Source organism: Streptomyces sp. NPDC059743, from assembly GCF_042732975.1.
In the GTDB taxonomy this organism is placed as follows: Bacteria; Actinomycetota; Actinomycetes; order Streptomycetales; family Streptomycetaceae; genus Streptomyces.
In genome coordinates, this window is the sequence record NZ_JBHWGS010000017.1 from 193,571 (window position 1) to 215,207 (window position 21,637).

Genomic DNA, 21,637 nt, shown 5'->3' on the forward strand with positions numbered 1-21,637 from the left:
GGCGCGCACGGCGGCTGAGCCGCGAGACCGGCGACGCGCCGCCGGTCCGCGGGAAATCCTGCCTCTGCCCGGTCGCGGCGGCTACGGTGGTCACCGGATACGGGTACGAATCCCGCCGCCGGGCCCGGACCGGCGAAGCCAAACAGTCACACGCCCCCGTATCAGGGGGCGTTCGTGCATCCCCCGGGCCTTGCTCTTCGTTCCCGACTCCGTTGTGCGGTGAACGGGGGGCCGAGACAGCTCGCCCGCCGACGGTCTGTCTCCGCCGGCCCTCCGGCCTTCCGGCCCGCATGTTCAGGCGGTGAGCTCCGTTTGCGCTGCCGCCGTGGAGGCGGGGTTGTGGCGGATGTACCACTCGGTGGACAGCAGCCTTTCCCGGACGGCCGACGGGAGTCCGGCGATCCGGCCCGGCAGGGCTCCTCTCTCCACCTCGGAGCGGTGGGCCAGCACAGCGCCGAGCTTCTGCTCAAGCCATGGGCTCGCATCGATGGTTGCGGTGATCCATTCGTCCGGGACGCTGTACATCGTCCGGCCTTCTCGGACCAGTTGTCCCCCGAGCGCCCGCGCGGCGGAGTGCGGGTGCGTGGCCAGGTAGAGGGCGCTCGGCTGCCAGGGCGCGCCGGCATCCGGGTAGAACTGGTCCAGTCCGGCCGCCTGGACGGCGAGTACGGTCACCCGATGGGTGTGCACATGGTCCGGGTGGCCGGTCAGCCCGCCGTAGGCGTCATGTGTGACGACGATATCCGGGCGGAACTCCCTGATGTGCCTGACCAATCGCCATACCGGTTCATCGAGCGGCGCGTCACAGAGCCGTACGCTGCCTGGGGCTGACTGCGGTGCGTGGGCATCGGCGTAGCCGAGCATGCGTGGCTTGCCGGCGCCGAGGATGCGGAGTGCGTCGGCCAACTCCTTGGCGCGGTGGCTGTTCTCGGCCCAGGTCGCTGTGACGACCGCGGTTCGAGCTCCTGCGGCCGCATGGCGGGCGAGTACGCCTCCCGCCGAGAGGGACTCGTCGTCCGGGTGGGCGAAAACCGCGAGCAGGCTCGGCGCGGGCATGGGCGATCACCTTCCAGTACGGGACGTCCGGGTCGTAGGCCAACGTGTGGTGTGCCGTGTGTTGTGCCGTCCCGAGCTCAGCTAACCGTGGGCGGGGAATCAGGATGAGCAGGTCCGGGGAATCCGCCGACCGGGGAGCGGGGAATTTCAGCGAGCGAGCCCTGTCACGGCGGCTCCCGTCCGGGTGAGCGTCTTCGGGTTGTCTGTCCCGGCGTCCGCCGGTGAGCCGTACGGGCCCTCATGTGCCGCCGTCAGGCGGATGGGGCGGTCGGATCCGATGCGATTGTCGCCCGGCCGGGACATCTTCCTTGCGAGGGATAGGTGGGCCCCTCTTGTCCGTCTGCCCGTTGTACATCTGTGTGGTTGCAGCGAAAGGCCCGTTATGCCTCAGCGACCGGTCGTGGTTTTTGATGTCAACGAGACGCTGCTGAACCTGGATGCGCTCCGCCCGACCTTTGACAGGATTTTCGACGATCCTGCCGCCCTGCGCCTGTGGTTCGCCAACCTGATCACCTACTCGGAGGCGCTGACGCTCAGCGGGGTGTACGTTCCGTTCACCGACATCGGCGGTGCCGTGCTCCGGATGCTCGCTGCCACACGCGGGATCACCGTCAGTGACGTCGACGGTGCCGAGCTCACCGACCGGTTTGCTGCCATGCCGCCCCATCCCGAAGTGCCGGCGGCCCTACGCCGGCTGCGCGGCCGTGGCTTCAGGCTGTTCACGCTCACCGACAACACGCTGGAGATCTCCGGGCGGCAGCTGGAGCGGGCGGGTGTGATCGACCTGTTCGAGCGCCGCTTCAGTGTCGACGAGACCGTACGGCGCCACAAGCCGGCACCAGAGGCCTACCAGTCGGTGGCCGCCGCACTTGACACTGAGCCCGGCGACATCTGCCTGATCGCGTGCCACGTCTGGGACACGATCGGCGCCCTGGCCGCCGGCTGGCAGGCCGCGCTCATCCTCCGCGAGGGCAACGCGCCACTCGACGTCGGCCCGCAGCCGAACTACATCGGCCAGAACCTAGACGCGATCGCCGACCAGCTCATCGAACGCTACGCCGCTCCCGGCCCGGATTGGCTGTGACAACGGCCAACGCAATCAACTGAGTTGCCGCCGGGCAACGAGGCGCCAAGCCGGTCCATTGAAGCCGGCCGAAGCCCGTCCCGTACGCCGGGCACCGGCCCGCCACGGCGTCCGCATCGCTCCAGGGCAGGCAGGAGCGTTCCCACGGCCTTGGTCACCCCGGGCAGGCCGCTCTTCAGCCATGGGCGCCGGTGGCCGAGCCCGCGTGTCAGGCGTCGCCCCGGAACGTGCTCGCTCAGGCTCTGGGACATGGACCTCCTTGTCGCCGCCTGGTCCAGGCCCGGCTCGACACCCCAACAGGTCCTGTCGAAAGGGCCGTTCAGCCCCATGGCGACGGGCCTTCGGCATCCCGTGAATCCCTTCCCGAGCGACAAGAGTGAGCGGTGCCAGGTCCGACGGGGCGGTCCACGAAGGGAGTCAGCACCGTGGTTCTGCAGGAGCATCCTCACCGGAGCCGGGGTTCCATTCGCCGTTGTTCCGCAGGAGCGGGACCGCCTCTGCGTTCCGGTCGTCGGTGTCGGCACGGACCGGCACGCACACCGCGCCGGCCAGCGCCTTCGCATTCCTGCGCCTGCTCGCCGGATTCGTCTTCCTGCGGGCCTTGCCCGGCAAGACCTTCGGGCCCGGCCACGCCGCTCTGCCCGGCAAGGGCTGCATCGACGGCGGCTCGCCGGCCAAGAGCCGCCTCAGCGGCGTGGCCGCTGGACCGCGGCTGGCCGCGCTGAGCGCAGGAGGTACGGCGGGGCCGCCTCGGACCCGCCGGTCCCCCGGGCCGATCGGTCCCGCCGAGGACCTGTGGCCCCTGCACCACCGACCCACTCGACACGACGCTGGAATCGCACACCCCGACTCAGAAGGTGGAAACCATGCACCGTACCGTCATCGTCGGCCTTGACGGCTCGCCCGAGAGCCGGGCCGCCGCCGAATGGGCGGCCCGTGAAGCAGAACTGCGCGGCCTGCCGCTGAAGCTGGTCCACGTCTGGGAGCCCGTACCGGAACCCCTGGCACAGGCTCCGCTCCTCGGGGCCGAGACCCAGCAGCACTGGAGCGAACGGATTCCCCGGGAAGCCGCCGAGGGCATCCGGCTGCGGCACCCCGGTATCGAAGTCACTGTGGAGCAGTTCTCCGGCCGCCCCAGTGAGGTCCTGTCGGGCCTGGCGAAGGACGCCGAACTGTCCGTCCTGGGATCCCGCGGTCTGGGCCGGATGAGCGGCTTCGTCGTAGGCTCCGTCGGCCTTGCCGTCGTGGCGCACGCCGAACAGCCCGTGGTCCTGGTCCGTGCCAAAGGACAGGCCGCGGACGAGCACACGACGGATCCGGCCGGCATCCCGTCCGCCGCGGCCCCGTACCGGCCCGTGGTCCTGGGCCTCGACATCGACAGCCCGGACGCTTCGGTCATCGAGTTCGCCTTCGACGCGGCCGTCCACCGATCCACCTCCCTGCGGGTCGTCCACGGCTGGAACCTCCCGCCCTACTACGCGTACGGCGTCGCCGTCGACTTCGAACTCCACACGGATCTGGACCGGCAACAGGCCACTGCCCTGACCGAGGTCCTGCGCCCGTGGCGGAAGAAGTTCCCCGACGTCGAGGTAATGGCGGAATCCGGCTCCGGCAGGGCAGCCGACTACCTGGTCGACGCCTCCCACGAGGCCTCCCTGGTCGTTGTCGGCCGCCGGATCCGGCGCTCCCCGATCGGCGCCCGTATCGGACCCGTCACCCACTCCCTGCTCCACCACGCCGCTGCCCCCGTCGCCGTTGTCCCGCACAACTGACCACTCCGAGGAGAGACGGACCACGAGGGCGGCGGTCGTACGAGCCTTCGGTAAGGCCCTCGTCGACGCTTCCTCGTCATTGCAACACCTTTGGGGTGTTGTGTTGCGACGAGATCTGGAACTCACCCCGTTACCCCGGGGCCAAAAAAGGCCGTCCCAGACACACGGCTCTGGAGCCATTCGCGTCCACGTCAGACTTCAGTGGCGTGAGCCAGGTCATCTGCGGAGGAATGCCGCCGTGGTCGCCACGAACCAGCCGGCGTCGTCGAGCCACGGATAGTGGCCTGCTCCCGGCTGCACCACGAGCGTGGCGTCAGGGAACGCTTCCGCGAACTCGGCCGCGGCCACAGGCGGGCTGTTCAAATCGAACTCGCCGGTGAGCAGCAGAACGGGGGCCTCGCAGGAGGCGAGCGCCCACGAGTGCTCTTCGGGCTGAAGGCGCCCTCGGCCGCGAAGAGAGCGACAGCTTGCTGGTTCTCGGCTGGCTGGCTGCGTGGTGCCTCTGTGCCGTGGCGTCCCACCGGCCCCAGAAGAAGGGGGCGACGGTTTCCCAGTCGCTGCCCGTGCCCTCGGTGATCGCCTGCAGGGCGGCGGACGCCGCCGGGAACCACGGTTCGTTCTTCCGGAGCTGCGCGAGCTCGCGCCGCGTCTCTCCCGTGATCGCTAGGTCGACAGCTCGGGGGCTGGGGCTGATGAGGGCGAGCTTGCTGACTTTCTCCGGGTGCCGGGCCGCGTACTGCGTCGCAATGTTCGTGCCGGCGGAGTGGCCGAGCAGGTCTAAACGCGGAGGACCGAGGTGCTCGCGCAGTGCCTCGACATCGTCGACCAGGCGATCGCAGCGGTAGGAGGAGGTGTCCTGGGGAATCGCAGACCGGCCGGTGCCGCGAAGGTCCAGGACGATCAGCTGGCGGTACGTGGACAGGCCGCCGAGGTCGCCGAGGTAGACGGAGTCCGTAGGGCCTCCCGGGAGGCAGACGACCGGGTCGCCATCACCGATCACGCGGTATGAGAGCTGGGTTCCGTCAGGCGCGGAGAAGGTAGGCATGACGCGGATCCTGTCAGTCATAACCTGGTTGTACAACCAGGTTATGAGCGAGGGGGTCCTGGTGTATAACCAGGTTGTGGCAGGTAAAGAGAGCACGCACCAGATCCCCGAGACGCTGACCGAGGCGCAGGCCGAGCAGATACTCGCTGGCATGAACGAGGTCATCCGTGCGGGCGAGGAGATGCGAAAGCTGCGCGCCGAAATGATCAAGGTGTTTGCAGGCTTCGGCTGGACGCAGGAACGCATCGCGCAGCTCACGGACATGAGCCAGCCCGCCGTGTCCAAACAGATGGCGAAGCACAAGACCGATGAGCTACGGCCCCCGATGAGGGTCTCCCTCGACCAGCACGACGTCCCCTGGCTCGAAGGGCGGCTCTGGGGCCTCGCTGAGCAGATCTCTGAGACCTTCGATGAAGCCGCCCGCTGTACCCGTTGCGTCAACGCACTCACCCGGGGGAAGAAGCGCTTCACGCCCCAGAACATCGACGAGCTGAGGCGTCTCGTCGAGGAGGACCTGAGGCTGCACCGGGCGGAGCTGCCCGGCGGCTACCGGGCCGCGTACGACGAGATCAGCCGCGGCCTCGACCTTCCCTCGAAGGTCACCACCACCACATCAGCATCGGTACGCCGCTCCATCGCTCACCAGATCCAGCGCGATCTACTCAGGGGGTGACGCGTTAAGCCGTTCTCGTCAGGAACCGGCCTGGCAGGATCTTGGCGCCCGCGCTACACACCTGCCTGGGGCAGGGCCCGTTCCGCGGCCCGGCGGGCTGTTTCGGACAGGGCGTCCACGGCGGTACTGCTCGAACGCCTGCCGTCAGAAGGCGTACAGGCGCGCCAGTGAGCCCGCAGTACTCCCTCGCTCGCTCGGGTTTGGGCCATACCCGTCCGGCCCGCACCCGAGCGGCTTCCCGCAGTCGGCGGTCTGTTTGATGGCGCGGTGTTCCCAACAGAGGGCTCCGTTACATGGAGTCGTCGGCTATCTGTCTCGCCGGCCGTTTACTGTACGGATACGCCGCGTTGCTCACCGCGGTCAGCTGAGGAGGAATTCTGTGTCATCGCCCTGCGACCCCAAGTACGCTCCTGCCGGCGATGTGGGCGCGGCGCTCATGATGATCGACTCCCGGCTCAAAACCGTGCACGCCGGCGGGACCGAGACCGATCCCGAACAGAAGGCGCTGATCGACCAGTTCACCGCGTCACTGGGCCCCAAAGGAGCCAATGACGTGCTGGACGGCGCGTGCACGCTCATCTTCATGTTCACGAAGTGGCTGCGGATGGCCTACGAGGACCACGACAGGGACGTCATCGAGTACGTGGTGCCCAGCCTCGTGGCCACGATGCGCATGATGCCCAGGAGCGTCCGCCCCGAGGTCATCCCCACCATGGCCGGCATGGTCATCGCCGCGGGCACCGGCCTGAGCCCCAGCCTGTGGCGCAAGCAGTACGGATCCTGGACCCAGGACGAGATGACCCCCCTGGAAGTCACCGCCTTCCTCCTCGCGGAGCACATCAACCGCATCACCGACGATCCCGACTTCGCCACCCGCATGATCACCGAAGCCCTCTCCAGGGCAGACTGATATGCGATGTGTGTCCACCCTCGTCCGCGTCGTTTACGTCTGATCCCGGCTGCCACTGGACCGGCCCGCGGTGGATTGATCACCCGGGCGGCGGGTCAGTGCTTGGTTGTTGGCGTTGGGGGCCAGTTTGGTGGAGGCAGGCAGGAGCCGTTTGGGGTGCCGGGCGTTGGAGGTCGGTGCGAAGGCCCCGGAGTCTCCGCTGTGAGGCACCAGGTGTCGGTCGGGTGCGACTTGGCGGCGGTGGCCGTGGTGTTGAGCGGGCTGTCGGGGGTGAGGCTGCGGCGGAACGTGTCGGCCAGGACGACGGCTTCCATCACCACGGTGTGCAGCATCTCGGTGTCGACGGGAGTGCCGCCGCCCTCGCCCGGTCCCAGACCGTGGGAGAGGCTCACGTTGACGGTGACGGTCCCGTCGTGGTGGGTTCGACCATCATGCCTCGGTTCGTGGTGCGGGCAGGGGAGGTGTGAACAAGGAAGTTGCTGTCGACCCACCGGCGCAGGCCGGCCCGCATGTTGTTGCTCAGGGCAGCCCCGAAGACCTTCGATCCGGCGGACTTGTTCTTGATCTCCGGTCTCACCATCACGGCGCACGTTTCGGCCGAGCCCCGTGCGACGCCCGCGGACACGCATGGAGTGACGCGCCCTGGCACAGATGGCGCGATGCCTTCCGGCATGGTTGGCCCGTAAGACGGTTGGCCCGTGAGGGGGATGAACCGGCGCCGGCGGTGATCGGCTCACGCCCTCCCAGCGAGGCGACGCTGCAGTTCGGTGTGGCGGAGCTGGTACGTGGCGCCGGCCTGCCGCAGCACTCCCCGTCGATGTGCGTCCGCGAGGAATGGCATCAACTGCCGTCGCACCTGGCCGCGCGGGGCGAGCCACCATCGGGCGAGCGTGAACGATCCGTACCTGGCCTGGAGGAAGCCCCAGGCCGGGCCGGTCGCCGGCCCGTCGGCCACCACGGTCAGGGCCCCGCCACGGCCCCAGGGCCGATCCGATGACAAGGGAGGCGGCGAGGTTGACGGCGAGGCCGCCCGCCAGGGTGGTGGTCCAGAACGTGACACGGTCCTGGTCCGGTACGGTCTCGGGTCCGCCGCGACCGTCGCCTCGGCCGGCTTGGCCTCCAGTCCTGCGCCGAAGGAACCGCCGACGGCAGCGACCACTCCCGACAGCAGTCCGCTGAGCAGGCCGTCCTGCGCGGTGACCGCGATTCCGAGGGCGAGGCCGCCGCCCGGGCCGGTGAGGATGCCGAGCGGTGACCAGCGGAGTCCTGGCGCCGGAAGGCGGCTGTGGCCCAGGGTGACCACACAGGCAGCGGCGACGGCGAAACCGACGCTGTTGACCAGCGGCGCCGAGTCTCCCATCTCGGGCTCGCCGACGAACGCCCCGACGAAAGACGCCGCGACACCGCCCGCCGGCCCGGCCCGGAAACCGCCGAGGAACCCGGGCACCAGGCCCAGCGCGAGCCCGCTGACGAGATACCCCGCCGGGCTGCCGATCCCGAGCACGGAGCGCATGCCAAGCCCGAACGCGGACCCGAGGACGCTGCCGATCAGACCTCCCGCTAGTGCTGTGACCGCATAGGCGCCGGGGCAGCTTCGTCAGTCTTGGAGCCAGCCGTGCATTCTCCTTTTGAGTGGCGGTAGCAGTCCCGAAGAAAATGGATTGCCTTGGGGACGGTGCTCACGTTGGCTGGGCAGCATGGCTGAACTGCATACCGATCGCCTCGTGCTCCGCCGATGGCAGGATTCCGACCTTGAACCGTGGGCGGCGATGAATGCTGATCCCGAGGTCCGGGAGTACTTGGGTGATCTGCTCACCCGTGAACAGAGTGATGCCTCCGTGGCGCAGTTCCAGGCCGAGTTCGATCGGCGAGGCTATGGATGGTGGGCAGTTCAATTGCAGGCCACGGGTGAGTTCATCGGCTTTGCGGGCTTGGACCAGGTGGATGATGGCATGCCGTTCACGGGGGTGGAGATCGGTTGGAGGCTCGCTCGTTCGGCCTGGGGCCAGGGTTACGCCACCGAGGCCGCCTTGGCTGGCGTGGCCTTCGGCTTCGAAACGCTTGAACTCGCCGAGATCCTTGCAGTGACGACTGCCACCAACCTCCGTTCCCAAGCTGTGATGCGCCGGATCGGCATGACCCGGGACCCGGCTGACGATTTCGACGACGCCACCGCGCCCGAAGGGCCACTGCGTCCGAACGTGCTGTACCGGATCGCGCGTGATGTGAGGGGCTGACGCTCTCGGCTCGGTCGGCTTGGTCAGGCCGCGGCGGGGAGCGGGCGTCCGCCCCAGCGGATGCCCTTCTCGCTGCGGATGCGGGCGCGTTCGCGACGCTGCGCCGGGAGGACGTCGGGGGGCGGGCGTTGGCGTTGCGCCGGCGCAGGTAGGCGTGCAGGGCCCGGGTCTGCGCGCTGTGGTTGCGGTGGTGGGAGTTGGCGATCGTGAACAGCCGCAGTGGCCCAAGATGGGCTTCGATCGGGTTGGCCCAGGAGGCGTAGGTCGGGGTGAAGTACAGCTCGACGCGGTTCTTCTTCGCCCAGCGACGGGTCTTGTCGCCCTTGTGGGCGGACAGATTGTCCGGGATGACGTAGATCGGGGCGCCGTCCGGGCGCGCGGCCCGGGCCGACCTCGGCGCGGTCAGGGTGTTCACAGCACCTTTCTTGCGGCGGTTGACGCCTCACAGCCGGTCGTCGCCGACGGAGTAGCAGCTGTGGAAGTACCGCGCCCCGTGAGTGCGGTGGTAGGTCGCGGGATGGCGCTCGGGGTGACCGGCGGGAGTACAGCCGGCTCCGGCGGTGGGGCGGATGCCGAGCGGCCCGAACTCGTCGAATGTGAACACGCGGTCCGAGAAGCGTTCCAGCACCTCCTCGATGCGGTCCAGCTTGGCGTCGCGCTCGGGGTCGGGCGACTCCTTCCACGTCTTGGCGCGTTGGAAGGTGATGCCGCGACGGGCGAGCGGGCACCGTAATGCCTCGCGGCCGATCCGGATCACGCCGATCCGGATCACACGGCCGTGCACTTTCCGCGGGTAGGCGGCGAGTTTACGGATGGACCAGCGGGTGAAGGGCCGGCTGAGCCTGGCCGGGCGGGTGGTGGCCCTCTGGACGACGAAGTCCTCGTCGTCAGGACTGAGCAGGCGGGGACGGCCTCCCGCCCGCCGAGGGTCCAAGCAGGCCAGACCGATCTCGTTGAACCGGTGGATCACGTCGTGAACGGTGTTCTCGTCGGCCTGGATCAGCTTCGCGATCACCGGGACCCGATTCCCGCCGGCTGAGGCCAGCGTCATCATCGCGCGCCGGTACCGCACAGAACCGGTGCTGCCACGACGCACGATCTGCTGCAGCTTCTGACCCTCTTGGCCGGTCAACCTGCGTACAGGGACTGGCTCAGCCACCACACCTCCAACGGTCGGATAGGACGTCTCCGGACATCCCGCCGCTGGAACCACCGACCCGGCGAACCTTCCCGGTCAGAGCACTGGACGTAGCTGCCTCGGCTTTGGAAGGTCCGGACAGCATCGGACGGGAGACCTTCGGGGGTGGTGCCCCGAAGGCCCCGTCTTCCGTATGCGGGGTCCTACCACCCTTCAACATTTAAGGGTGGTGCAAGATCGCTTGCCGCGCCCGGAGATGGTCCCGGGCCCTCGCAGGGCCGCTGCCGCGCCGCGTCTCGGTGTCTGGGACACCGGCCCTTTGGGCAACGGCACTTCCGTCGGCTTCGCCGTCTCGGCTGGACTGTGCCCGGGCGGGTGTGCGTTCGAGCCCCGAGAACCCGGTATGATCATGGTGTAGCTCCGGTTCACCGCGCGGAGTCACGCGTCTGTGGTCCAAGGAAAGACGTCCGCCTGCCGGCGGGAAATGTAGGTGCAAGGCCTGCCGGGCGCTCGACACGAAAAGGGACCCTTCCTCATGGAGAGGAAGCGTCCCTTTTCGCGCAGCAGCGCCGTCTCAGGCCCATCGGTCCCCACGATCGGCCACTGACCGGACTGCCCGGTCGGCACTCAACTGGGTAACGGGAGCAAGCGGGCCGGCTGCACCACGTTCGAGCACGTGCGGTCACGGCGTTCGGATCGCGTCCGTCACGAGTGCCCTTTCGGAGGACGGAAGGCGGTCTCCGAGTGAGCGCGGGAACACCGGCGGCTCGTCAGCGTCGAAGTCGGCAGAGAGCTTGCCGGCCCGGCGGGTCGGCCGCTGCGGTCGGCCCGTCACCCGGGAGGCCTGATGCCATGCAAGCGGTAGGGGCCTGTTCCTGATCCGGACACGTCATCCCGGACACGTCATCCCGGACACGTCATCCCGGACACGTCATCCCGGACACGTCATCCCGGACATGTGTCAGGGCTACTGCCGACCGGGGCGGTAGCCGATGGGTGCTTCGCCGTAGCGTGACGGCTTGCCGGCGTGCCACGCTGTTGGGCCTCTGCGTCTCCTCTGCCAGACATCACAGGGAGTCGGTCGTGATCCGAGAAGTGCGGCAGTTGGCGTCCGTAGTGGGACGCCGATCGGCCGTCAAGTACGTAGGTTTGCTCGCCACAGTGCTCAGCGCATGTGGGGGCGACGAGGGCGGTTCAGGTGTCGCCGAGAACACGGTAGAAGCCTTCGCCAAGGGCAAATGGAAGCTTGCCGCGCGGGGGAGCGAGTGCACTCTCACCGTGTCCGATGGCAAGTGGGACTTGTCGGAAGCAACACCACCGCCGGGCGAAAAGCATGGGCCGCTCACGCGGGAACTGTACGGAACCTACGCTTTGACCGGCGGTGTCCTGGAGATCTTGGCACAGGAGCGTGAGAACAACTCCGGAGCCAAACGCGGTGTCGGGACACCGGTGCCCTCGCAGGTGTCGGACTCGGAGTCGGTGACCCTTCAGTGGAGCTACGACGAAACGGACCGGAGCCAGGTCCCCATTACCTGGGACGGCAAGAAGCTGACCCTGGTGTTCGGCAATCACGACGGCCCGTTGGCCATTGCTGCGGAGCGCGTCTGAGTAATTGTTTGCGGAGACCCGGTGTGCGTTTGCCCGGCTCAGGAATCGACCGCAGCCGGCCACGCCGTTCATCAAGGGGAGAACCGAAGAAACGGAAGAAATGGAAGGCAAGGGAAAAGGGAAAGCCGGGGCGCCGCAGTTCCTGCCCACCGGCAGCTCGGCCGTCTTCTTCGCCGGGGAGGTGCGCCGTGCACACACGCTGGCTCCGTGCCTGGATCCGGCCAGGAGATCACTTTGCGTCAACCATCGATGACTGAGGGGGTGCGGCTGAGGCGTTCGGGCTACACAGGGGTGCTGGGATATCCGTCTTCGCGGTCGGGCGGGGACGGCTGGTGCCGACTGGAGGTCCGGGCACGTGCTGACGGTCAACGTGGCCGTACTGCTCGCTGTCATCGTGGTCCTGCGGCTGCGCCGCAGGACGGAGTCCAGGAGCAGGCGTGACGAGCGGATGACCGTGGTGATTGTGCTGGCCCTGGGTGTCCTGCTCGCCCCGACACCGGTCGGTGAGGGAATAACGGACGTCCTGGGGCAGGTCGCGGGCAGTGTCACGCAGGCCAGCCGGTGAGTCCCTGCACGCGCAGGCGCCGGACGGCGACGGCCAAGCGTGCGCCGGTGCGACGGCGCTCCCGTCGGCGCGGCGGGCGGCAGCGCACGGATGACCGGCTGACCGCTCTCCTCGTGGCCGGAGCACTGGCCGCTGTCCTGGCGGTGGCCGTCGTCAACTGGCTGCTGGCCTACTGGTGGGTCCTGGTCGCCGTCGGTGCGCTCGCGGTGCTTGCGGGCGGCGGCTGGCTCTGCCGGAAACGGCGGAGCGCGCGGTGGGAGGCGGTGCGCGCGCAGGGGCTGCGTTACGGGCTGTCCCAGCTGGACGCCCTGCACCATTCCCGCTTCGAGGACGCGGTTCGAGAGCTGATGAACCGTGACGGCTGCCGCAACGCGGTCCGTGTCGGGGGCGGCGGTGACCTCGGGGCCGACGTGAAGGCCACCGATCCCTACGGGCGGCGCTGGGTGATCCAGTGCAAACATCGCCGTAACGGCCTGGCCGGCGCCGCGGTGGGCACGCCGGACCTCCAGGTCCTCAACGGCACCGCCCGCCAGGTCCACGGCGCCGACATCGCGGTGATCGTAACGAACGCCCGGGTGACCGCACCGGCCGTGGCTTTCGCCGAGCAGCAACGGCTGCATGTGGTCGACCGCGGCATCCTCGGGGCGTGGGCGTCCGGCTCACGCCCCTTGTGGGAGCTGCTCCGGGCCGTCCCGCCGCCTCGCGGACCGACCGCCCCGTCCTAGAGCGAGCGTGCTCGGCCGGCGCCGTTGTGGTGGCGCTCGCCGCAGTGGAGACGGGTGTGGCACTTCGTGAGCCCCGCCGGTGACATCGTCAGCGGCGGGGCTCCGCGGAGGCGGCAGCTGCCCTCCCGGTCGAGGGTCGAACTGGAGGCCGTCCGTGACTCAGAACACTATACGTCACACATCGGCGCCGTCGCCGTGTACGGCATCCCCGGCACGGCGCAGCACGGCCCTCCGGCCGACAACCACGACGGCCAGGCCCCCGCCGGCTCAGGCTTCACCGCCGCCCGTGGCGGCCACCACCGCTGGTACGAACCGGAGGGCTGACACCCGGCTCTGCCGGCCACCCGCGAAGCGAAGACTCCGTCCCCGGCATTGCAACTGCCTGCGGACGGAGCCGTCACCCGAGAAGGGCGGACCTTGCGCTGTTCGGGAGCGTGGCGGGAGGTGCTTCCGTTCCGGCCGGCCACCGGAACCGTCGGTCTGCCGTTCGGAACCCTCGAAGTGCGAAGGTCCATGCTGCGGACGGTGTAGTGCCACTGCTTTGTGGTTGCTATTTTGGTGTCATGACGCAGATGACTCTTCGGATTCCCGACGCGGCTGACGCGTCGATTAGGGCTGGCGCCGAAGCCGCCGGTCTTTCCCTCAACGCCTACATCGTCCGCGCGGCATCACGACAGGCCACTCTCGACTCCGCACGGCGGCTCGCCGCGCTGGGCCTCGGCGACGACCTCGACTGCGCGGGCGACACTCTGTGAACCGTGGGGAAATCTGGACCCTCGGCGACGGGCGCAGCGTCCTGGTCGTGTCCCTTGACGGCATGGAAGAGGCATACGGCGCGGTCCTGGCCATCGTGCTGCACCGCCCCGGGGTCTATCCGGACACGGCGATGTCTGTCGTGATCACCGACCCTCTGCCGTGCACAGCCGTGGCCGTCAACCTTCAGCAGATGAGGACGGCCCGTTTCGATGGCGCGAAACTCCGGGGCGCTGTGGCCACGGACGTCATGGACCGTGTCAGCCAGGCGCTCCGCGCGGTTCTCGACCTGTACTGACGGGCCAGAGCTGCGGCCGGGCCAGAGCTGCGGCGACGAGGACGCGCGCCATGGTTTCAGCACGTGGCTGTTGATGCCGGCGGCCAGGCGCGCAGTAGTGGGGATTCGGGCGGGCGTCACCCGATGAACGTCACGTTCGGGGGCTGGACGGTGCCGTCGACCACAGGCACGTCCGGACGCAGGTGCGCCATCTCCAGCGGCAGCGCGGGCAGCCCGCGGCCGGCGGGCCGTGCGGGCTCCCTTGTTGCCCCGCACCCGAACCCACGCCACCAGCATGTCGGGCTGCGGGGCGAACTGCCCGACGGGCGTCCGGATCCGACGTGGAGGGGACGGCACGGCGAGCGCAACGCGCAAGCACTGGTTCCTCTCGTACGGCTTCTCGTCTCGCTTGCCGGACCCGTACTGTCTGGCAGTGTCGGCACGCCCCGGCTTTGTCGGGGCTGCTTGCCGCCCTCCCACGCGTCTCCGCGTTCAGGCTGCCCTCAGCTGCACTGACCTGCTGCGACAGGCCCGCGGCGCGGTCCTTTCACCCCGCTCGGAGTGGTGGCGCCTCGTGGCGCACGAGCGCGTACTTCCAGTCGAGCCTCATCCGGACCGCGGTAGCAGCTTGCCGATCGGATGGTCCTTCAGCGAACTGCAACACCGTGACCAGCGCCAACGCGCCCGGAGGCACCGCAGGACGGCCCCGGCGCGGAAATAGGAGACGAACGCCTCACCGGAGAAGACGTCCGCGAACTCATCGCGCAGCCGCATCGCCAGCGTGCCGTCCGGACATACCGCCCGAGCCACCCGCTCCGTCTCCGCCGGAATCTCACCCAACCCGAACTCCCGCAGCGACACTGACACCCTCCCCAAACGCACCGTCGGTTTTCACCACCCACAACCAGGTGGTGAAGACCGACGTCACGCACAGGGACCACACCATTTACCAACAGTGTCCACGGGGTTGGCCCCCTTTTCGGGTGGTCAGCCGGTCAGGGGCTGCCACCGTTCTTCCTGCGCGGGGTCGAGCCTGCTGCCCCACACCAGCGCCCCACCGACCAGGCCGGGTTTGTCCCGCGTGGCCAGGGCCGGGGCTTCGAGCATGTCGGCGGCCTCTTCCAGGTAGGTGACCAGGGTGTCGAGCTCGTCGCCGGGGCCTTCGTTGTAGCGGGACCAGCGGCCCAGGTAGCCGGTCGCGGCGTCCACGTACAGGCCCGAGGTGCGGTCAGCCGCGCCGTAGGAGACAACCGGAATCCAGGCTGCCTTCCACACGGTGAACCGGTCGTATTCGGGGCGGCGGGCGTTGAGGGTGTCCTCGTGGGCCTGGGAGTCCATCTGCTGCCGGTGGAAGGCCGCTACGGCGTCCAGAGTCATCAGGGCCTGGTTGCCGGGCATGCATCCGGCGCCGTTGACCCCGTCGTCGCCTGCGGTCAGGAACCACAGGGCGCGCAGGCCGGCGGGTATCTGGATACCGAGGTCGTGTTCCAGGGCGGTGATGGCGGCGGGGCTCACGCCGGCGCGGAGCGCAGCGTGGGAATCGGGGGCGTTGTGCTGGAGCCAGCGGATGATGCGCTGCCAGGCATCGGCGATCTCCCGTTCGGTGACCGCGTCGGCGGCAGGGCCGGCAAGCTGGTCCTGGTCCTGGTCCCGGGCGTCCGCGACGGGCTCGGCGGAGGGAACCGGGTTCACGTACCGGACCTCGATCCGGTCCGGCTCGCGGATGTAGCCGATGGCCAGGGCGGGGCAGTCCTCGAACACGTCGCCGTCGACCATCACGGTGAGAACGCCGGGCAACCCCGAAGGCCGGCCCATGTCCGGATCGTCGGCCAGCTGGCCAGCCAGAACCTTCAAGGCGTAAGGGACACCAGCCCCTAACTGGGAGGCGGTATCGCGTACGTGTGAGGGAATCTCGACGTTCACAGCCTGGTGCTCCTTGCCGGTCGGATACAGGACGGTGCCCCTCGTACAGTAGGACGCCCGCGCTCACCAGCGGTTGGCGCAGCGGGCCGCGCGCTCCGGCAAGAGGACCCGATGAGGCAGCCGCGCGGCGCCAGGCAAACGCCTGCGGTACAGCGGAGTTGTAGACGCTACAGGTGGAGGCCGGGGCGCATGCGAGACGTACGAGGAGCCCTTCACGCGCTGATGCCCGTCCGTCGCGCCAGCGGTGTGCTTGCCGGGGGAGGCATGCGGGGTTGGTGGCGTGCTCGTATTGCATTGGTCGGTCCAAAACGGCTACGGTACTCGCATGGCTCGGCCCAGGACGTTCGACGAGGCGGGAGCCCTGGACGCGGCGATGCGTGCATTCTGGGCGAACGGTTATGAGGCCACTTCGACCCAGGATCTGTGCGAGGCGACGGGGCTGGGCCGCAGCAGTATCTACAACACCTTCAAGAGCAAGCCCGACCTGTTCAGACGGGCGCTGGCCCGCTATATCGACATGACCACCACTGCCCAGTTGGCGATCCTTGAGGATCCGGGCCTGCCCGCCGTGGAGCGGATCCGCGTTCTGCTGGACAGGATCATCGAGGGAGAGGTGGAGAACCGGCTGAACGGCCGGAGCATCGGCTGTCTCGGCGTCAACACCACTGTCGAACTCTCGGGGCGCGACGGCGACATTGCCCGGCTGCTGGAGCGCGACACGGACCGCCGGATGACCGTCCTGCGGGCCACCCTGGAGGCCGGCCAGCGTACGGGCGGCATTTCGTCGAACCGGACTCCGGAGGCGCTCTCCCGGTATCTGAACGCGGTGATCGGCGGGATGCGGGTGTCTGCTCAAGGGGGCGCCGGCCGGGCCACCCTGGAGGCCATCGCGGAGACGGCGATGGACGCGTTGACCTGCTGACCCGTCGATATCACTCATCCTCGCCGGGCCTGCGCGGCAGGCTCAGCAGGCGTACGGCTGCCTGAATTTTGTACTGAATGATTCAAAATCGAGTCCGAAGGAACACGGTATGCCCTTGAACGCACCGCACACCATTGCTCGGGCACCCAGTGCAGGAGGCTTGCGCCGGCCACCCGCGTTACCGGCCCGCCACCTGTGCCGGCCGTGGAAGAAGGAGCAGTGAGCATGCCTCGTGCCGTGTATCTCCTGGCTGTCGGCATCTTCGCCATGGTGACGAGCGAGTTCGTGGTCGCCGGACTGATGCCGCAGATGGCCGACGGGCTGGATGTCACCATCCCCCAGATCGGCTATCTCATCACCGCCTTCGCGGTGGCCATGGCCGCCGGTGGGCCGTTACTCACGGTGGTTGTGCTGAGGATCCCTCAGAAGCAGGTCCTGATGGTGCTGTTCGCCATTTTCCTCGTCGGCAACATGCTGGCCGCCGCCGCTTCCTCCTACGGCATCATGATGGCGGCGCGCATCATTACGGGCATCGCGGCGCAGGCGTTCTTCGGTGTCGCCATCTCGATGTGTGTCCGGCTGACCCGCCCGGAAGTACGTGGCCGGGCCGTCGCGGTGGTCATGAACGGGCTCATGCTCGGCACCCTGCTGGGCCTGCCGCTGTCCACCCTGATCGGGGAGCGTCTGGGCTGGCGCGCGGCTTTCTGGGCGATCGCCGTTCTGACGGTGATCGCGGCGGTGTGTACCGCCATCGGTGTGCCCCGGCTGGAGCGGGCCGACGGCGGCGGCGGGTTCCGGCAGGAAGTGACGGTGTTCAGGAATGCCAGGCTCTGGCTCGTACTTTCCACCAGCACCCTGATCATCGGGGCGACCTTCTCCGCGTTCAGCTACTTCAACCCGATCCTGACCGAGGTCACCGGCTTCAGCACCGGCACCGTCCCGCTGCTCCTCATCGCCTACGGTGCCGCCACCGTGGTCGGCAACAACATCGTCGGCCGGCTGGCGGACCGCCACACCCTCCATGTGCTCCTCAGTGGTCTGCTGCTCAACGTCGTCTTCCTCACCGGCTTCGCGCTGCTGGCCGATGTGCCCGCCCCGGCGCTGGTCTGCATGATGGGAATCGGCTTGGTCGGCGTCACCATGAACCCGGCGATGGTCACCCGTGTCCAGCGCGCCGGCAACGCCGGGCCGTTGGCGAACACCGTCCACTCCTCCTTCATCACTCTGGGCATCATCATCGGCTCCTCGGTCGGCGGGCTGGCCATCGACAACTACGGCCTGCGCGCACCGCTTTGGCTGGGAGCCGCCATGGCCGTACTCGGCCTCGCCAGTCTCCTGCCCGACCTGATCCGCCGTTCCGCGCCGGCCGACGCGCCGGAGGTGCACGCGCAGACGGCTGCGGCCGCTCAGCCGGTAACCGACAAGCAGAGGGAAGAGGTCTGACCGCTCATGTCAACCTTCGAAGGCAAGACCGCCCTGATCACCGGAGGCAACCGGGGGATCGGTGCCGGTCACGCCACGGCCACGGCGCGGCCCCGGCCGCGCGTCGCAGAGCCGCACGCTGCCTGGGGCTGACTGCGGTGCGTGGGCATCGGCGTAGCCGAGCATGCGTGGCTTGCCGGCGCCGAGGATGCGGAGTGCGTCGGCCAGCTCCTCGGCGCGGTGGCTGTCCTTGGCCCAGGTCGTCGTGATGACCGCGGTTCGAGCTCCTGCGGCCGCATGGCGGGCGAGCGCGCCTCCCGCCGAGAGGGACTCGTCGTCCGGGTGGGCGAAAATCGCGAGCAGGCTCGGCGCGGGCATGGGTGCACCTCGACACGGACGGGCCCGTGCACCGCGTACGTACGGGGCTGGCGGTCCAGCTCCGCGAAGGCGTCGTTCTGGGCCTTGATCCGCTGAACGACCGCCTCCTCCTCAGCATCCGCGCCCATGGTGGTGCCTCCCTCTTCGGTGTACAGCCACGCTACCGACGACGTGCGCGCGTCGGACGGCTTCCCGCCCTGTCTGCGATTCGTATGACGTATCATGCTTGTTCAACTCTCCGGTCAGGCCGCAGGTTGCACACGGCATGCGCAGGGGGCCTCGCGAAGGGTGTCGTCCGCTCCGGCTGTCTCGACGGGGCGCTATCGAGAGGCAGGTCGAGTCCGGCGCGATCACCGAAGCCGAGGCCCGCGACATCGACACCAGGCACGACGTGGCCCACCGCATCCCGAAGGCGCCGCCCGAGATCAGCGTGCGGAGCGCCAGCCGGGCTCGGGCCGTACCCGCTCCAGCCTGCGCATGGAGTCATGGATCCGCTCCAGGCCGTCGGCGCCCAGTCCCCGCCCGCGCAGATGGCTCAGCCCCAGGTCCGCATCCAGCGCCCGGCGCAGTCCGTCCACGTCGCGGATCTACCCCGTCCCGTACAGGCAGCGGAAGGTTCTGTCGCGTGTCGAGTTGTTCGAAAACATCCGTCGGGATGTGCGTCTCGATCCGCAGATCTTGCTGAGGACGTTGGCGACGACGTACGGCGTCCACCGCCGGACCGTGCGGCAGGCGATGGCATCGGCGATCCCGCCGCCGCGCAAGTCCGGCCAGCGGCAGTTCCGCATCCTGGACCCGGCCATTCACTGGATCGACGCGATGCTGCGGGCCGACCTGAAGGCGCCGCGGAAGCAGAAACACAGTTGAGCGGATCCACAAGCGCCTGGCCGACGATCACGACTTCGACGCGGCGTCGTACTCGACGCTGCGCAACTACGTCCGCAAGCGGCGGCCCGAGATCGTGGCGGAGGACCGTGAGGGCCGCCAGCATTTGGAGGGAATGGTGCCCCAGGACCACCTGCCCGGCGAGGAGGCCGAGGTCGATTTCGCGGACGTGTGGGTGCGGGTAGCCGGCGAGGCGGTCAAATGTCACCTGTTCACGCTGCGGCTGTCGCACTCGGGCAAGGCCGTCCACCGGGTGTTCGCCTCGCAGGCCCAGGAGTCGTTCATGGAGGGCCGTGTCGAGGCTTTCCGGGCGCTGGGCGGTGTCCCGACCAGGCATATCCGTTACGACAACCTCAAGCCCGCCGTCCGGCAGGTTTGCACCGGCCGCAACCGGGTCGAGTCCGAGCGGTGGACCACTTTCCGCTCGCACTACGGGTTCGACGCGTTTTACTGCATTCCCGGCTAGGAAGGCGCCCACGAGAAGGGCGGGGTCGAGCAGGAGGGCGGTCGTTTCCGCCGGGCCCACCTGGTCCCGGTTCCCGACGTTCCCTCGCTGGAGGAGCTGAACGGCCGGCTCGCCATCATCGACGAGGCGGAGGACGAACGGATCCTGCGCGGGAAACTGACCTTGATCGGCTTCAACTTCCGTATTGAGTCGGAGGAGTTGGCTCCGCTGCCGTCCGAGGACTTCGAGTGCGGGCTGACGCTGACGCCGAAGGTCGACCGGACCAGCCGGATCAGTGTCCGCCAGTGCCACTACTCGGTGCCGGCCCGCTTCATCGGAGAACGGGTACGCGTTCTTCTGCGGGGCAACGAACTGTTGGTCTTCGAGCGGCGGAACGTCGTCGCCCGTCATCCGCGGCTGACCAAACGCTATGGATATCGCGACGTGCTGGATCACTACCTGGAGATCCTGCTGGTCAAGCCCGGCGCCATGGCCGGGTCGACCGCGCTGGCCGCCGCGCGGGCCGAGGGCACCTTCACGGCCGTCCATGAGGCGTTCTGGGCTTCCGCCCTCAAAACGCATGGGGACGCGGCCGGCACCCGGGTTCTGATCGAGGTTCTGCTGCTGCACCGGCGGATGCCCGCCGATGCGGTCCTGGCCGGGATCAAGGCGGGGTCGATCAGCCCGGACGTGGTGGCCATCGAGGCCCGCAAGGCCGAGTCCACCACCCTGATTCCCGAGCCGGAGGACGACGAGAACGATCCTCCGCCCTGGGGGGACATTTGCGGCGGACAGTTGCTGTCGCTTCCCGCCCGCCTGGCCGCACTGCCCCAGGACAACCGTCCCCCGCCGTCGGTGGACGTCTATGACCAGCTGCTGACCCGCCTTCCGAAAGGTTCCGCATGAACGACAACACCGCCCTCTTCGACGTCGGTCAGCGGGTTCCGGGGCAACGCGAGGACTCCTCCGCCCAGGGCGCCGTCGAAACGGTGATCGACGAAGCCTGCCGGACCCTGCACTTGCCCACGATCCGCTCCCGCTTCGAGGATATCGCGGCCACCGCGCTGAAGGAGCGGTCCAGCTACAAGGACTTCCTGGCCGATCTGCTGGAGGCCGAGTGCCACCAGCGCGAGGAGCGGAAGAAGACCCGGCTGGTCAGGGAGGCGAACTTCCCCCGCCCTAAGCGGCTGGAGGACTTCGAGTTCGAGAAGAACCCGAACGTCACCCCAGAGCAGGTCAGCACCCTGGCCGACCCGGCCTGGGTGAAGGCGGGCCTGCCGCTGTGTCTGATCGGTGACTCCGGCACCGGCAAGTCGCACCTGCTGATCGGGATCGGAACGGCAATCGCCGAGGCGGGCATGAAGGTTCGCTACACGACCACGGCGAACCTGGTGAACGAGCTGGCCGAGGCAGCCGACGAAAAGAAACTTGGCCGCACCCTCGCCCGCTACGGACGCGTTGACCTGCTGTGTCTGGACGAGTTCGGTCATCTCGATCTCGACAAGCCCGGCGCGAAGCTGCTGTTCCAGGTGTTCACCGAACGCGAGGAACGACGCGCGATCGCGATCGCCTCGAACGCCCCGTTCTCGGAGTGGAAGCAGACGTTCACCGACCCCCGGCTCTGCGCCGCGATCGTGGACCGGGTCACCTTCAACGCGCACATCATCGAGACCGGTACCGACAGCTTCCGCTTCAAGAAGACCCAGGAGAAGCACCGCAAGTCCTGACCCCCACGGCCCTCACAGTACACGTCCGAGGAGGAGGCGATCAAGGAGCGGAACGACGCGGTGTTCATGGAGCGCCTCGACGCCGGCCCCCC

Annotated in this window: 20 protein-coding genes and 6 pseudogenes; 15 read left to right on the plus strand and 11 right to left on the minus strand. The window is 68.6% G+C overall.

Features of this window, described 5'->3' with window-relative positions:
- Nucleotides 1-294: 294 nt before the first annotated feature.
- A complete protein-coding gene (locus ACFV6H_RS28650; RefSeq protein WP_385547658.1) occupies nucleotides 295-1,056 on the minus strand; it encodes a PIG-L family deacetylase in 762 nt (253 codons plus the stop codon).
- 400 nt (nucleotides 1,057-1,456) lie between these two features.
- On the opposite strand from ACFV6H_RS28650, the gene ACFV6H_RS28655 reads away from it, so the two are divergent.
- On the plus strand, nucleotides 1,457-2,140 hold the full coding sequence (locus tag ACFV6H_RS28655) for a haloacid dehalogenase type II (RefSeq protein ID WP_385547661.1): 684 nt from the start codon (nucleotides 1,457-1,459) through the stop codon (nucleotides 2,138-2,140).
- 866 nt (nucleotides 2,141-3,006) lie between these two features.
- Nucleotides 3,007-3,912 (plus strand): universal stress protein, encoded by a 906-nt coding sequence (locus ACFV6H_RS28660; protein WP_385547664.1) that lies wholly within the window; start codon nucleotides 3,007-3,009, stop codon nucleotides 3,910-3,912.
- Nucleotides 3,913-4,128: 216 nt separating this feature from the next.
- Here the strand turns inward: ACFV6H_RS28660 and ACFV6H_RS28665 are convergent.
- Nucleotides 4,129-4,335 (minus strand): annotated as a pseudogene (locus ACFV6H_RS28665) (alpha/beta fold hydrolase); the annotation flags it as partial.
- Between the two features lie 61 nt (nucleotides 4,336-4,396).
- Nucleotides 4,397-5,110: pseudogene (locus ACFV6H_RS28670) on the minus strand (alpha/beta fold hydrolase); the annotation flags it as partial.
- Here ACFV6H_RS28670 and ACFV6H_RS28675 point away from each other — a divergent pair.
- Both ACFV6H_RS28675 and ACFV6H_RS28680 read left to right on the plus strand, forming a co-directional pair.
- Entirely contained in the window at nucleotides 5,001-5,630 is a 630-nt protein-coding gene (locus ACFV6H_RS28675; protein ID WP_385547666.1) for a sigma-70 family RNA polymerase sigma factor, read from the plus strand. The pseudogene ACFV6H_RS28670 and the gene ACFV6H_RS28675 overlap by 110 nt on opposite strands.
- A gap of 379 nt (nucleotides 5,631-6,009) precedes the next feature.
- A complete protein-coding gene (locus tag ACFV6H_RS28680; protein WP_385547669.1) occupies nucleotides 6,010-6,540 on the plus strand; it encodes a hypothetical protein in 531 nt (176 codons plus the stop codon).
- Nucleotides 6,541-6,635: 95 nt separating this feature from the next.
- Here the strand turns inward: ACFV6H_RS28680 and ACFV6H_RS28685 are convergent, their stop codons facing one another.
- The 3 genes from ACFV6H_RS28685 to ACFV6H_RS28695 form a co-directional block, all read right to left on the minus strand.
- Nucleotides 6,636-6,932 (minus strand): hypothetical protein, encoded by a 297-nt coding sequence (locus ACFV6H_RS28685; protein ID WP_385547672.1) that lies wholly within the window; start codon nucleotides 6,930-6,932, stop codon nucleotides 6,636-6,638.
- The gene (locus tag ACFV6H_RS28690; protein WP_385547675.1) at nucleotides 6,929-7,123 is read right to left on the minus strand and encodes a hypothetical protein; all 195 of its coding nucleotides are present in this window, start codon (nucleotides 7,121-7,123) and stop codon (nucleotides 6,929-6,931) included. The genes ACFV6H_RS28685 and ACFV6H_RS28690 overlap by 4 nt, the downstream gene beginning before the upstream one ends.
- Before the next feature lie 150 nt (nucleotides 7,124-7,273).
- The gene (locus ACFV6H_RS28695) at nucleotides 7,274-8,053 is read right to left on the minus strand and encodes a hypothetical protein (protein ID WP_385547678.1); all 780 of its coding nucleotides are present in this window, start codon (nucleotides 8,051-8,053) and stop codon (nucleotides 7,274-7,276) included.
- Between the two features lie 184 nt (nucleotides 8,054-8,237).
- On the opposite strand from ACFV6H_RS28695, the gene ACFV6H_RS28700 reads away from it, so the two are divergent.
- Nucleotides 8,238-8,777, plus strand: coding sequence for a GNAT family N-acetyltransferase (locus tag ACFV6H_RS28700; protein WP_385547681.1), 540 nt, complete (start codon nucleotides 8,238-8,240; stop codon nucleotides 8,775-8,777).
- A gap of 23 nt (nucleotides 8,778-8,800) precedes the next feature.
- On the opposite strand, the pseudogene ACFV6H_RS28705 reads toward ACFV6H_RS28700, so the two are convergent.
- Nucleotides 8,801-9,936, minus strand: a pseudogene (locus ACFV6H_RS28705) (IS630 family transposase).
- Between the two features lie 1,062 nt (nucleotides 9,937-10,998).
- On the opposite strand from ACFV6H_RS28705, the gene ACFV6H_RS28710 reads away from it, so the two are divergent.
- The 6 genes from ACFV6H_RS28710 (at nucleotide 10,999) to ACFV6H_RS28735 (ending at nucleotide 13,864) form a co-directional block, all read left to right on the plus strand.
- Nucleotides 10,999-11,523, plus strand: coding sequence for a hypothetical protein (locus tag ACFV6H_RS28710; RefSeq protein ID WP_385547684.1), 525 nt, complete (start codon nucleotides 10,999-11,001; stop codon nucleotides 11,521-11,523).
- A gap of 355 nt (nucleotides 11,524-11,878) precedes the next feature.
- Nucleotides 11,879-12,088 carry a hypothetical protein gene (locus ACFV6H_RS28715; RefSeq protein WP_385547687.1) on the plus strand — a complete coding sequence of 70 codons (210 nt, stop codon included), beginning with the start codon at nucleotides 11,879-11,881 and terminating at the stop codon, nucleotides 12,086-12,088.
- A 47-nt stretch (nucleotides 12,089-12,135) separates the two neighbouring features.
- Nucleotides 12,136-12,813: a restriction endonuclease gene (locus ACFV6H_RS28720; protein ID WP_385547690.1), complete on the plus strand. Its 678-nt coding sequence runs from the start codon at nucleotides 12,136-12,138 to the stop codon at nucleotides 12,811-12,813.
- A 195-nt stretch (nucleotides 12,814-13,008) separates the two neighbouring features.
- Nucleotides 13,009-13,137, plus strand: coding sequence for a hypothetical protein (locus ACFV6H_RS28725; RefSeq protein WP_385547693.1), 129 nt, complete (start codon nucleotides 13,009-13,011; stop codon nucleotides 13,135-13,137).
- Between the two features lie 239 nt (nucleotides 13,138-13,376).
- Complete coding sequence (locus tag ACFV6H_RS28730; protein ID WP_093593190.1) at nucleotides 13,377-13,568, plus strand: toxin-antitoxin system HicB family antitoxin; 192 nt, start codon at nucleotides 13,377-13,379, stop codon at nucleotides 13,566-13,568.
- Complete coding sequence (locus tag ACFV6H_RS28735) at nucleotides 13,565-13,864, plus strand: hypothetical protein (RefSeq protein WP_385547697.1); 300 nt, start codon at nucleotides 13,565-13,567, stop codon at nucleotides 13,862-13,864. Before ACFV6H_RS28730 ends, ACFV6H_RS28735 begins: the two co-directional genes overlap by 4 nt.
- A 562-nt stretch (nucleotides 13,865-14,426) precedes the next feature.
- On the opposite strand, the pseudogene ACFV6H_RS28740 reads toward ACFV6H_RS28735, so the two are convergent.
- Both ACFV6H_RS28740 and ACFV6H_RS28745 read right to left on the minus strand, forming a co-directional pair.
- Nucleotides 14,427-14,704 (minus strand): annotated as a pseudogene (locus ACFV6H_RS28740) (transposase); the annotation flags it as partial.
- 126 nt (nucleotides 14,705-14,830) lie between these two features.
- Nucleotides 14,831-15,766, minus strand: coding sequence for a hypothetical protein (locus tag ACFV6H_RS28745; protein ID WP_385547699.1), 936 nt, complete (start codon nucleotides 15,764-15,766; stop codon nucleotides 14,831-14,833).
- Nucleotides 15,767-16,091: 325 nt separating this feature from the next.
- On the opposite strand from ACFV6H_RS28745, the gene ACFV6H_RS28750 reads away from it, so the two are divergent.
- Nucleotides 16,092-16,688, plus strand: a complete 597-nt coding sequence (locus tag ACFV6H_RS28750) for a TetR/AcrR family transcriptional regulator (protein ID WP_385547702.1) — start codon at nucleotides 16,092-16,094, stop codon at nucleotides 16,686-16,688.
- Nucleotides 16,689-16,913: 225 nt separating this feature from the next.
- Nucleotides 16,914-18,131, plus strand: a complete 1,218-nt coding sequence (locus tag ACFV6H_RS28755; protein ID WP_385547705.1) for an MFS transporter — start codon at nucleotides 16,914-16,916, stop codon at nucleotides 18,129-18,131.
- 99 nt (nucleotides 18,132-18,230) lie between these two features.
- Here ACFV6H_RS28755 and ACFV6H_RS28760 read toward each other — a convergent pair.
- Nucleotides 18,231-18,488 (minus strand): annotated as a pseudogene (locus tag ACFV6H_RS28760) (PIG-L family deacetylase); the annotation flags it as partial.
- Between the two features lie 425 nt (nucleotides 18,489-18,913).
- Entirely contained in the window at nucleotides 18,914-19,066 is a 153-nt protein-coding gene (locus tag ACFV6H_RS28765; protein WP_385547744.1) for a hypothetical protein, read from the minus strand.
- Nucleotides 19,067-19,106: 40 nt separating this feature from the next.
- Between ACFV6H_RS28765 and istA the strand changes: the two are divergent.
- Nucleotides 19,107-20,724: pseudogene (gene istA, locus ACFV6H_RS28770) on the plus strand (IS21 family transposase).
- Entirely contained in the window at nucleotides 20,721-21,545 is an 825-nt protein-coding gene (istB, locus tag ACFV6H_RS28775) for an IS21-like element helper ATPase IstB (RefSeq protein ID WP_385547708.1), read from the plus strand. The pseudogene istA and the gene istB overlap by 4 nt, the downstream one beginning before the upstream one ends.
- The last annotated feature ends 92 nt before the right edge of the window (nucleotides 21,546-21,637 follow it).

Bases quoted from the DNA above. Each gene is read 5' to 3' on its own strand.
- ACFV6H_RS28755 (WP_385547705.1), top strand. From the start codon at position 16,914: ATGCCTCGTGCCGTGTATCTCCTGGCTGTCGGCATCTTCGCCATGGTG.
- ACFV6H_RS28700 (WP_385547681.1), top strand. From the start codon at position 8,238: ATGGCTGAACTGCATACCGATCGCCTCGTGCTCCGCCGATGGCAGGAT.
- ACFV6H_RS28675 (WP_385547666.1), top strand. From the start codon at position 5,001: ATGAGCGAGGGGGTCCTGGTGTATAACCAGGTTGTGGCAGGTAAAGAG.
- ACFV6H_RS28695 (WP_385547678.1), bottom strand. From the start codon at position 8,053: ATGCGCTCCGTGCTCGGGATCGGCAGCCCGGCGGGGTATCTCGTCAGC.
- ACFV6H_RS28650 (WP_385547658.1), bottom strand. From the start codon at position 1,056: ATGCCCGCGCCGAGCCTGCTCGCGGTTTTCGCCCACCCGGACGACGAG.
- ACFV6H_RS28660 (WP_385547664.1), top strand. From the start codon at position 3,007: ATGCACCGTACCGTCATCGTCGGCCTTGACGGCTCGCCCGAGAGCCGG.
- ACFV6H_RS28730 (WP_093593190.1), top strand. From the start codon at position 13,377: ATGACGCAGATGACTCTTCGGATTCCCGACGCGGCTGACGCGTCGATT.
- ACFV6H_RS28750 (WP_385547702.1), top strand. From the start codon at position 16,092: ATGGCTCGGCCCAGGACGTTCGACGAGGCGGGAGCCCTGGACGCGGCG.
- istB (WP_385547708.1), top strand. From the start codon at position 20,721: ATGAACGACAACACCGCCCTCTTCGACGTCGGTCAGCGGGTTCCGGGG.